Source organism: Acinetobacter sp. YH12049 (genome assembly GCF_013419875.1).
Taxonomy (GTDB): domain Bacteria; phylum Pseudomonadota; class Gammaproteobacteria; order Pseudomonadales; family Moraxellaceae; genus Acinetobacter; species Acinetobacter amyesii.
This window is the reverse complement of sequence record NZ_VOZH01000026.1, coordinates 42,673-53,670: the sequence shown is the minus strand read 5'-3', so window position 1 is coordinate 53,670 and position 10,998 is coordinate 42,673. Positions and strand designations below refer to the sequence as shown.

Sequence of the window (10,998 nt, the reverse complement as noted above, 5' to 3'; positions counted from 1 at the left end):
AAAGAGTTCCTGTACCGCCATACTGTCAGCGCAGTGCGGTATCGAAAGGTGCAATCTCTAAGATTGCATGGGTCGCAAAGATTCCCCCACCATAGCTCTTAGCTTGGTGGTGGGAGTATGTCAAAGTGAAAAAAACTCAGCAGAATCCTTAAAAGTGTCATAATATTGGGTGCGAAATATTGAATTTTTCTCTATAGTAGCACCTGATCTACAAAGACATTTTTAAAAAGTAAAACTACCACAAGTGCAGCGCGGCATATTGTGGTGTACGGGGTTGAATCACAGATGACAGCAGAGAGTTTAGCTAAGTATCGCCGTTATATTGCGATTTCTTATGTCTTCATGTTTTTCGCTTTATTTACCCTGATTAGTGGTGTATTTGCCTACGGTTTTGCACGCAAAGTGACTCAAATCGATTCTACAGAAGTTTGGCTACAAGCCCAAGCGCTTTGGGTCATGCGCACCGTCGTGATTTATTCCATGATGGCCATTTTTGCCGCACTGTGGTTTATTCCTTTATTTTTCTATTATTGGGACACCTATCTTTGGGTGACTGCATGCACGGTAATTGGTGTGGTCTTTGCTGCGATTGCCTTTTTGTATCTATTAAATGCATGGATCCAAGGTCTATCCAAATTCGTTAAAAATAAGGCCGTCTTCTAAGTCGATTTATTTTTTTCCTGCCTACCCCTTGAAAAAATGGTTTGATTCCCCAATTTCAGACCACAGTTAAGTATTAAATTAAATTCCGTGAGGAGCATCGCCAGACATGGCTAAACGTGATTATTATGAGGTTTTAGGTGTATCTAAAACCGCAAGTGATGATGAAATTAAAAAAGCCTACCGTAAGTTGGCGATGAAGTATCACCCTGACCGTAATCCAGATAACCCAGAAGCTGAAGAAAAATTCAAAGAAGCTGCAGAAGCATATGAAGTTTTATCGGACAGCGAAAAACGTAGTATGTATGACCGTATGGGACATCAAGCTTTTGAAGGCGGCATGGGCGGCGGCGGTGGCTTCGGTGGCGGATTTGGCGCAGAAGATATCTTTAGTCAGTTTGGCGACATTTTCGGTGGCGCATTTGGCGGTGGTGGCCGTGGTGGTCAGCAACGCGCACGCCGTGGTTCAGACTTACGCTATGTCATGGAGCTTACCCTTGAGGAAGCTGTGAAGGGCGTGAAAAAAACCATTACCTTTACTGCGCCAGCGCCATGTGATGCCTGTGATGGTAAAGGATCTAAAAATCCGAATGACGTTGAAACCTGTAAAACCTGTCATGGTGCCGGTCAAGTGCGTATGCAACAGGGCTTCTTCTCTGTGCAGCAAACCTGTAGCACCTGTCGTGGTCAAGGTAAAATCATTAAGAACCCATGTAATAAATGTCATGGTTCAGGGGTTTCTGACCGTCAGCAAACTTTAGAGGTGACCATTCCTGCAGGTGTGGACAATGGCGACCGCGTACGTTTAAGTGGCAAAGGCGAGGCGATCCGTGATGGCCAAGCAGGCGACTTATATGTAGAAGTGGTGGTACGTGAACACGAAATCTTCCAACGTGATGGCGCTGACCTATATATGGATGTGCCTGTAAGCATTGCAGATGCTGCATTGGGTAAAGAAATTCAAATTCCGACACTCGATGGTCGTGTGAGCTTGAAAGTACCTGAAGGGACTCAAACTGGTAAATTGTTCCGCTTACGTGGTAAAGGTGTGAAGCCTGTACGTACCAGCATGACCGGTGACTTACTCTGCCGTATCGTGGTGGAAACGCCTGTGAACTTAACGGCTCGTCAACGTGAATTGTTGAAAGAGTTACAAGACACGATGGATGGCGATGACAATAAATCATCTCCGAAGAAAAAATCATTCTTCGACCGTTTGTTTGATTAATTGAAATGATTTGCTTGAGTTCGCTGTGATGTGAACTCAGGTATAAAAAAGCCTGCATAATTGCAGGCTTTTTTATTGAGCGTTTTAAGGTTTCGGCTGTGCTGTAGGCGGTAATAAACTCTCATAGCTCATGTCGAGCCTATAGATATTTTTAAGACGCTGTAGCTGATGACGTGCTTCAGCCTCACGACCATTAAATGCCAATAAACGTGCATATTTAATGATGTGGTATTTCGCTGGATAGCTGCGAACCAATTTTTCAGTATCCTGAATGATTTGTTCAGAAACGATGGAATATGGATTTAAACGAATAATCGCCACCCGATGTCTAAATTCTGTGAGTAAATAGATCGGCGCATGGTTGGTGATTTTCTCCGGCGTTTTTTCATATTTTGATGCCTGACCCAGCTGAATTGCTGCATTGGCATAATCACGATAAATCACCGTAATCAGCACGGCGCCAATCACGAAAACAATGCGGATAAACCACGGAGACAGGCTCAAAGTAGCCGTCTGTGGCTTCGCTGCTTGAAGAATCCCGATAATAAAACCCGCAGGCAGTAAGAAATATGCGTAGTTTTGCGGAAATTCTAGCATGGCATGAATAACGAAGACACCGACCATCAATAGGCCAATGACAGATAATGCAGACTTAGCTAACTTTTGTAATTGGATGCCCCAATAGGCGAAATAGGCCAAGAACGGCACACCAATAATGGCGCCATTCCACAATAAGAAATCCAAAATAAAATTGTGTGAGCTACGAATCCATACAGGCCCTTGTACCGTGTCCGAGATCGAGACAAACGCGCTACTGGTTTGATGCCAACCATAGCCAAACCAAGGCTGTGCAGCTACGGCATGCGCCATTTGTTGCCAAATGGCTAAACGAGACATATCTCCACTAGCACGTTCGGCTACGTCACGACTTTCTTGAATATTCATGTCGGATATTTGGCTCATGATTTGACTTAATTTTGGCATCAATACAATCAGTGCCACAAAGCCCATAAACCAGGCCAAGCTGTAAAACCAGCGAAGACGGATATAATCTTTGTACTGTGCATAAGCCAAATAGACTAGGACACAGATACTTGCCACCCAAGAGGTGCGAGATTGGCTGAGCGCGACCCCAATTAAAATAGGAATTGCACAAGCGACCAAATAGCGGGTTTTAACTTTTTGCTGTTCATAAACATATAAGCAGGCTAACAAGGACATGAGCAGAAACGTGGCCATGTTATTTGGCTGAGCAAAGTTTGCAAATGGGCGCGTAGTTCCACTAATTTTCATCACAAAAGGAAGAAACGAGTCGAAATCTAACCACTGACATATTGCGATGAGCCCTGTCATAACCCCAGAAGCAACAAAGGTATAGCTTAGGTATAGGAATGTTTTTTCGCGTTTTTCTGTACCTTGCGAGAGACTAAAACCTAGATTGATACACAGCCAGAAGCTGAACACAAACAGCATACAGAGCAAGGCGATACTAAAATAATATACCTGCCCAAAAGCCAGTTGGATGAAGGGGATCAGCGCTAAGAGCAACAGGGGCAAGGAAATTTTTGCCACCATGAGCTTTTCTTTAAAGAACGTTGCCGCTAAAGCAAACAGGGCAAAGAAGGTATAAAGCTCACCGGTATACGTGGCCCAAGGTCGGTAATGAATCGGAATCAGCCATGCCAGTGCAATACAGACTGCCGCACAAAGATACAATAGGGTTTTCATGAATATTCAAGATCAATAGAACGCGCCTATCATACCGTGAAAATGCCTAAACTTGGTGAGGGAATAGTCAGCGTCTGTCGTAGAAGTTGATTTGCACAATGACTCCAGAAAATGCAGGATTTTTTTGTTTGTAACTTAGCCTGCGCATGGAGTTTTGATATAGTAAGACCAATTTCGAATCAACATTAGGAAAATGTTATGTCAGCAGCTCCACGTATTGGTATCTTGGGCGCAGGCGGTCGTATGGGACGCATCTTAATTCAAGCGGTTCAGCAAGCTGGCTATCAATTGGCTGCTGCGGTAGAACGTCCTGAAAGTAGCTTGGTCGGTGCGGATGCTGGTGAACTTGCAGGGATTGGCGCGGTTGGCGTAAAGGTTGTCGGTAACCTTGCTGAGGTTTTAAAAGATTGTGATGTCGTGATCGATTTTACTGCACCTGCAGCAACGGCACAGCATCTTAAACTTTGCCGTGAAGCAGGCGTTGCGATTGTCATTGGTACCACAGGTATGAATGATGAGCAAAAAGCTTATCTCGATGAAACAGCAACAGAAACCCCAGTGGTCTATGCAGCGAACTATTCTGTCGGCGTAAACGTTTCAATCAAACTTCTTGAATTGGCATCAAAAGTATTTGGCGATACTGTAGATATTGAAGTGATTGAAGCCCATCATCGCCATAAAGTTGATGCACCATCAGGTACAGCGCTAATGTGGGGCGAAGCCATTGCCGGTGCTTTAGGACGTGACTTAAAACAAGATGCTGTGTATTGCCGTGAAGGTCATACGGGTCCACGTGAACGTCAAACCATTGGCTTCCAAACGATTCGTGGTGGTGACATTGTCGGTGAACATACTGCGATGTTTATTGCGGATGGCGAACGAGTTGAAATTACCCATAAAGCGACCAACCGTATGAACTTTGCCTCTGGTGCAGTACGTGCAGCTGCATGGGTAGTCGGTCGTGAAGCACGTAAGTACGATATGAAAGACGTACTGGGTTTTAACGATATTGACGTATAAAAGTGCGTTAAAATCCGTTATAACAACAGCATAAAATTAAAATAAGACGATCAATGGAATGAAAAAAGTCATCTTTATGGCCTGTGCTGTCGCATTCACTGCGGCAGTACAAGCGAAAACTATGGATAATGCCAAACTCACGATTAATAAAAATAATATTAAAGTTTGGACCTACCAAAATGCTCAAAATCCTGTCTTTCAATACAAAGCTGAAACCAGTTTTGATGTGCCCATCGAAAAAGCGGTTACCCTGATTTTAGATGTGGAAAATGCAGTGAATTGGGTCCCTTATATGGGCAGTGTCAAAGTCTTATCCCGCGATGACCAGAAAGGTGAATTCAGTTTATATATGGTGTTGGATTTTCCTTTTCCCTTAAAAGACCGTGATTTGGTGGTACAAGGCAAAATGCGTAAAGATGCACAGGGCATTATTAGCATCCAAAATAAAGCGGTGAAAAAAGGTTATCCGATCAATCCCAATTATGTACGCCTAACCGACTATGAGGGCGATTGGACCTTCCAGCGTTTAGGCAATCAAAAGGTCAAAGTTTCGACCTATGGCTACGCCAATCCGGAAGGTTCCATTCCGCTCAGTTTCGTGAATATGTTTGTGCAGCAACAGCCTTATCAAATGCTACAAAAAATGAAAGTGCAGTTGGGTAAAAGCAAAACTGCAACGGCATTTCCCGAAATTTTAAAATAAGCAGCAGTAATGATTCAGTTCAATATGAACGATCAATGACTTTGCATCTCAGGCAGGCGAAAAGCAGTCAACTGCTGCATGTGCTGTGCTTCTGGAAGTTCGATACTGAGTAAGGTCTGTTCTGGAAATTGATGCGGATGTAGCTTGATTTGAAATTGCCGCGCGGTCATTTGTTCACAGGCAAAGCGAAGTTTGGCTTGCTGCGGCATGATATTCATGCCGTTTTCAGATTTGGATTTATAAATATATAGCTGCTGATGTAACCCGCCGCTAGTGATCGGTTGGATCTGCTCAAGTTCATATTGCGTCAGTTTTTGGGCACTCAAAAAACCTTGAATTAAAGATTTACAGATAAAATTTTGCTGGCTTTGAGCTTGAGTGTGCTGTTCGGGTTGGCACGCCATAAGCGTGAGTGTGCTGATGATGATTAGACCCGCTCGAAGCTGTGTGAAGTCATTCATTTAATTGTCCCCCTATCGTTATTTTTGAGATATCAACCTGATGCCATCAGCTTAAATCTGTTAACTTAATGGGTACAGATACAAGAATGATTAAAAAAAGGGTACAGATGGCTTTTCAATATCAGCAGCTTGCGCAGCAGTTGGCACAGAAAATTTATAGTGGTGAATTGGCCGCAGGGCAGCGACTGTATGCGCTACGTCAATTTTCACAGCAGCATCAGATCAGTTTAAATACCGCGAAACGCTGCTATGAATTACTTGAAGCCAAAGGCCTCATTTATGTCAAAGAAAAGTCTGGTTATTTTGTGCAATCCTCACAGAAAGCCCAGCAAATTGCCGTGCCGAATCATCCTGATTTTGATTCCCAACCTCGTGAAATTTCGAATTTAGAATTGCAAATTCAGATCCATGAAGCATCTGCAAATAGTCGCCTGATTCATTTGGGTTCAATTCAGTTGTCCCCCAATTTTGTTCCTGTTGAAGCAATCAGACGTTCAATCCAAAGGGCATTAAAGCATTGTAAACCAGAAGATTTTTTATATAACAATCGGCAAGGTCATCCACAATTGCGTGAAGCTTTGTCGGCACATTGGGCTGAAGATGGTTTTTACATGCCTAAGGATGATATTTACATCAGCAATGGTTGTATGCCTGCTTTGTCAGTGATGTTGCAAAATCTGAGTGCGGAAGGGGAGAGTGTCATTGTTCCGACGCCGAACTATAACGGGCAATTGCAATTATTGGCTTTATTAAAGCGGAAAATTGTTGAAATTCCTGCCAATACGGAAGGTTTTGATTTAGATCGTTTAGAGCAGGCGATGCGGGATTCAGGCGCGAAAGTATGCTTATTGACTGCAAATTTTCAAAATCCTTTGGGTTTTTGTTTAAGTAATGAAGATAAGGAACGAATTGCACAACTGGCTGAAAAATATCAATGTTATGTGATTGAAGATGATATTTATGCGGAGTGTAGTTTCAATGCAAAGCGACCATTGCCTATCAAATATTGGGATCGGGCGGGCTATGTGATCTATTGTGCGTCGATTTCAAAATCTTTGTCGCCTTCTTATCGGGTGGGGTGGTTTTGTCTTCCACCACATTTGCAACATTTGCGTCCCAAATTACTTTTGCAAAATGATTCGGTGAATACGCCTTTGCAGTTAGGACTTGCAGATTTGATTTTTAGTCGTGCTTATCGCCAACATCTTGCTGAATTGCGTCCTAAATTAATGGGGCAAGTCGAGCAGTATCGTCAGTATATTTACGATGCTTTTCAAGGGGTTGATATCCGTCTAAATCGGCCTCAAGGCAGTTATGCACTGTGGTTGCAGATGCCTGAACAAATAGACAGTTTGGCGCTGTATTACCATGCGCAAAAACATGGCATCAACATTGTGCCAGGTTTAATTTTTGGTGAGGACAATCGTTATAACAACTGTATTCGTCTAAATGCCGGGCATGAGTTGTCTGTAGATATTCAGCAGGCCATTTTGTTGCTTGCAGATTGGGTGCGTAAGGAATGCAGAAACACAAATGTCATCTAGATTAATGAGTCCATAAAGCATACAAAAAAAAGCCTGCATGCAGCAGGCTTTTTGGGCTTAGATTTTTGCCGTTAAAAATCAGCTTTCAACACGATACGATAACGCACGTTTCCTGAATGCAAACGTTCAATCGCTTCATTCACCTGAGACATTGGATACATTTCAATTTGAGGTGCAATATTTTGACGTGCGGCGAATCGAAGTAATTCACGCAGTGCTGCAGGAGAGCCTGTTGATGAGCCAGTGACAGATTTAGCACCACTGATCAGCATACCTGCGGGGATTTGCATCGGCTCAAGTGCTAGGCCGAGCATGTGAACGCTTCCATTCGGTGCCAAAGTTGAAAGATAGGCTTGCCAATCCAACGTCACATTGACCGTGCTTAAAATTAAATTGAACTTACCACGTTGTGCTTTAATCGCGGCAAGATCACGACTATTCACCACATGGTCAGCCCCCATAGCTTTAAGTTCATCGGTTTTATCTAAGTTTGAGCTGAATGCGGTAATTTCACAGCCCCAAGCTTTGAGCAGTTTAATCGCCATATGACCTAAACCACCAATGCCGATCACGGCAACATGGTGAATGGCCTGAATTTGGTGCTGTAAAATGGGATCAAATACCGTAATCCCGCCGCAGAGCAGAGGACCAGCACTGGTTGGATCAAGATCATCTGGAAGCGGAATAACCCATTGCCAGCCAGCACGGACTTTGTCGGCAAAGCCACCTGCATGACCGACGATTGTCGCTGTCTTGGTTCCAGTACATTGCACTTGGCGACCATCGATACATGGGTCACAGTGTTGACAACTTTCTGCTGTCCAGCCTATGCCCACACGTTGTCCGATTTTCAGTCCTTTGGCTTCGCTGCCGAGTTGGGTAATGGTTCCAATCACTTCATGCCCTGGGACCACAGGATAAACCGAAGATTTCCAATCATTTTGGATAATAGAAATATCTGAGTGACAAAGACCGCAATACTCGACTTTGACTTCAACCTGATGGGCTTGTAATTCACCTGCATCAAATTGGTAGGGAACAAGGGCTTCACCACTGTTCATTGCTGCATAGGCGTGGATTGTATTGTCACTCATTATTCTATCCTTTATGTTTTGAGGTCATTCTTCGTGCGTGTATTTAAAGTCACAGTGATTTTCATGATCATTGACCATGCCAATGGCTTGCATCAGAGCATAGCAAGTCGTTGGGCCGACAAATTTAAAACCATTCTTTTTTAATGCTTTGGACATGGCCTGACTTTGAGCGGTTTGTGCAGGGGCGCTGCGATATTCAACTACATCATTATTGGCAATGTGTCCTTCGACAAAATTCCAAAGAAATTCCACAGGATGAATCCCTTGGGCTTTTAACTGTTGCCATGCTTTTGCATTATCTCGAATGGCAGTGAGTTTGCCGATATGGCGAATCAAACCTGAATCTTGTAATTTTTCTTGTAATTGTAGGTCACTCAACGCTGCAATTTCGGCAATGGGATATTGAAAAAAATGCTGCTGATAACAAGCCCGCTTTTTCAGTACAGTGATCCAAGACAGCCCCGCTTGTTGTCCTTCAAGACACAGCATTTCAAAGAGATGCTGCTCATCAAAACTAGGTTTAGCCCACTCAGTGTCGTGGTAGGCAATATACAAAGGATCTTCGGAGCACCAAGCACAGCGTTGTATTGTCATGTTGAATGCTCCTTTTTGACTTAAATTTTAAAGACTGTCCATTGATCGTTTTTATTGTCCCAATACAACAGTTCCGCTTGATCGAGATCGGCAAATTGAATCCATACATCTTTACCTGATTTGTCTGCATAGCCGGTGCTGATGAGTAATGCTTCTTCAGTGATCTCCATGATCCAGCCCTGATAAGACTGTCCATTGAGGCTGATTTTTTGTTGATTACCAGATTCTGCAAATTCCACCAGACGATTGATCAACGCTTCTGACATGTATGTTTCCTAAAATTAACGTAAATACGGATAGGGGTTAACGGCATTGCGACCTTTACCACCCAAGTAAATGCCATAATGCAAATGTGGTGCAGTATGTCGAGCATTGCCAGTATTACCTACATAGCCAATGACATCACCTTTTTTGACATAGTCGCCGACATTTAAGCCACGTTTATGACCATCAAGATGCGCATAATAATGCCAAGAACCTGCGGGTCCCATAATCCATATCACTTTACCACCCAAATTGTTATTACGTAAGTCAGCAACTAAACCTTCTGTAGCACTGAGGACTTTTGTTCCACGTGGAACAATAATATCAATACCTTCGTGGCTTCGTCCTTGGCTACGCGCTGCGCCCCAAGTATCCTTGAGCGCACTTCGTTTGACTTGATGAACAGGAACAGGCAATTGATTGGATAAACGCATGTTTTGTAATTTTTTCACTTCATGAGCAGGCAATGTACTGCCTGATGGTTTGGGTGGAGTCGACGTACAGGCGCTGAGTAAAAGCAAAATAAAACCAATACCGCCGAACAACCCTTTGCGAAGCTGAAAAAATCCTTGAGTCACGTTTGTCCCTATACAATTGATGAGCAGTTCAAAACTATGGCATAGAATGGCTTTCGAGTTCTAGCGTAGAAATGAGTTTTTTCATTGCAGTAGGAATACCGAGTGAAGTGGCTTGTATCGGTGTAAACCACTGTGCGTTGCATTCAATGGCCAAATGCTCTTTTTGATCGGCGGCAACGCTAAACACTGTAGCCTCTAAAAGCCAAGTAAAGTGGGTAAAGCTATGTGATATCTGCACTTGAGTGGTGGTAGGTTTCAGTCCAAGTTGCTGAGTGTGGGATTGAAACTCATGGGGTTGATCAAAAATAGGTAAACACCACAGACCACCCCATAGCCCGCTATTCGGACGTTGTATCCAAAGCCATTCTCCTGCAGATTGAATCAGCATGACTTGGGCCTCTCTCACTGGAACAGGCTTTTTAGGCTTTTTATAAGGTAATTCAGTCTCTAAACCTTGAGCATGTGCTTTGCAGTGCTGTTGCATGGGACAATATAAACAGAGCGGCTTTTTCGGCGTGCATACCGTTGCACCAAGATCCATAATCGCTTGGGTATAATCGTGGTTGCGTTCAATGGGGCAGAGCTCTGTCGCCAGTTGCCACATGGCCCGTTCATGTACAGGTTTCGATAAATCATCTTCTATAGCAAAGAAACGAGACAATACTCGCTTGACGTTGCCGTCCATAATCACGCCATATTGTCTTAAACCCAAAGACATCAGCGCACCCGCGGTAGACGGGCCGATGCCCGGTAGTTCCATCCACTGCTCAAGATTGCTTGGAAAATGTCCCTGACGTGCAACAATTCCTGCGGCTTTATGTAAGTTCCGAGCCCGTGCATAGTAGCCTAAGCCAGCCCAATAGGGCGCCACATCATCCCAAGAGGCATGGCCTAAATCTTCAACAGTCGGAAACCGTTGAATAAATCGATCAAAATATTGTAAGACGGTTTTGACTTGAGTCTGTTGTAGCATAATTTCTGAAACCCATACTTTGTAAGGGTCATCCTTCACTTGCCACGGTAAGTCATGACGACCATGGACATCAAACCAGTCGAGAAGGGCATCAGAAAAGTTAAACATGCAATACAGTCAAAATTGAAAAAACCTGCCTAGTATACATCTT

General features: G+C 43.6%; 12 protein-coding genes. 5 read left to right on the top strand and 7 right to left on the bottom strand.

What is annotated here, in order from left to right:
* Window positions 1-285 precede the first annotated feature (285 nt).
* A complete protein-coding gene (locus tag FTU05_RS12320) occupies window positions 286-663 on the top strand; it encodes a hypothetical protein (RefSeq protein WP_180165506.1) in 378 nt (125 codons plus the stop codon).
* Window positions 664-769: 106 nt separating this feature from the next.
* Window positions 770-1,888, top strand: coding sequence for a molecular chaperone DnaJ (gene dnaJ / locus FTU05_RS12315; protein ID WP_180026213.1), 1,119 nt, complete (start codon window positions 770-772; stop codon window positions 1,886-1,888).
* Window positions 1,889-1,972: 84 nt separating this feature from the next.
* Here the strand turns inward: dnaJ and FTU05_RS12310 are convergent, their stop codons facing one another.
* Entirely contained in the window at window positions 1,973-3,616 is a 1,644-nt protein-coding gene (locus FTU05_RS12310; RefSeq protein ID WP_180165504.1) for a PglL family O-oligosaccharyltransferase, read from the bottom strand.
* A 198-nt stretch (window positions 3,617-3,814) separates the two neighbouring features.
* Here FTU05_RS12310 and dapB point away from each other — a divergent pair, with 198 nt between their 5' ends.
* The gene (gene dapB, locus FTU05_RS12305; RefSeq protein WP_078194102.1) at window positions 3,815-4,636 is read left to right on the top strand and encodes a 4-hydroxy-tetrahydrodipicolinate reductase; all 822 of its coding nucleotides are present in this window, start codon (window positions 3,815-3,817) and stop codon (window positions 4,634-4,636) included.
* A 58-nt stretch (window positions 4,637-4,694) separates the two neighbouring features.
* Window positions 4,695-5,339 (top strand): START domain-containing protein, encoded by a 645-nt coding sequence (locus FTU05_RS12300; RefSeq protein ID WP_180026211.1) that lies wholly within the window; start codon window positions 4,695-4,697, stop codon window positions 5,337-5,339.
* Between the two features lie 32 nt (window positions 5,340-5,371).
* Here the strand turns inward: FTU05_RS12300 and FTU05_RS12295 are convergent, their stop codons facing one another.
* The gene (locus FTU05_RS12295) at window positions 5,372-5,800 is read right to left on the bottom strand and encodes a hypothetical protein (RefSeq protein WP_257222632.1); all 429 of its coding nucleotides are present in this window, start codon (window positions 5,798-5,800) and stop codon (window positions 5,372-5,374) included.
* 107 nt (window positions 5,801-5,907) lie between these two features.
* On the opposite strand from FTU05_RS12295, the gene FTU05_RS12290 reads away from it, so the two are divergent.
* Window positions 5,908-7,344 carry a PLP-dependent aminotransferase family protein gene (locus FTU05_RS12290; protein WP_180026210.1) on the top strand — a complete coding sequence of 479 codons (1,437 nt, stop codon included), beginning with the start codon at window positions 5,908-5,910 and terminating at the stop codon, window positions 7,342-7,344.
* 71 nt (window positions 7,345-7,415) lie between these two features.
* Here FTU05_RS12290 and FTU05_RS12285 read toward each other — a convergent pair whose 3' ends face one another.
* From FTU05_RS12285 to mutY, 5 genes are all read right to left on the bottom strand, one after another.
* A complete protein-coding gene (locus FTU05_RS12285) occupies window positions 7,416-8,438 on the bottom strand; it encodes an NAD(P)-dependent alcohol dehydrogenase (protein ID WP_180022938.1) in 1,023 nt (340 codons plus the stop codon).
* 24 nt (window positions 8,439-8,462) lie between these two features.
* Window positions 8,463-9,032, bottom strand: a complete 570-nt coding sequence (locus FTU05_RS12280; RefSeq protein ID WP_180065156.1) for a DNA-3-methyladenine glycosylase I — start codon at window positions 9,030-9,032, stop codon at window positions 8,463-8,465.
* Window positions 9,033-9,052: 20 nt separating this feature from the next.
* Window positions 9,053-9,298 (bottom strand): hypothetical protein, encoded by a 246-nt coding sequence (locus tag FTU05_RS12275; protein WP_078191630.1) that lies wholly within the window; start codon window positions 9,296-9,298, stop codon window positions 9,053-9,055.
* A gap of 15 nt (window positions 9,299-9,313) precedes the next feature.
* Window positions 9,314-9,841: a M23 family metallopeptidase gene (locus tag FTU05_RS12270; protein WP_168379469.1), complete on the bottom strand. Its 528-nt coding sequence runs from the start codon at window positions 9,839-9,841 to the stop codon at window positions 9,314-9,316.
* A gap of 67 nt (window positions 9,842-9,908) precedes the next feature.
* Window positions 9,909-10,955, bottom strand: coding sequence for an A/G-specific adenine glycosylase (gene mutY, locus FTU05_RS12265; RefSeq protein ID WP_180165502.1), 1,047 nt, complete (start codon window positions 10,953-10,955; stop codon window positions 9,909-9,911).
* Window positions 10,956-10,998: the final 43 nt, after the last annotated feature.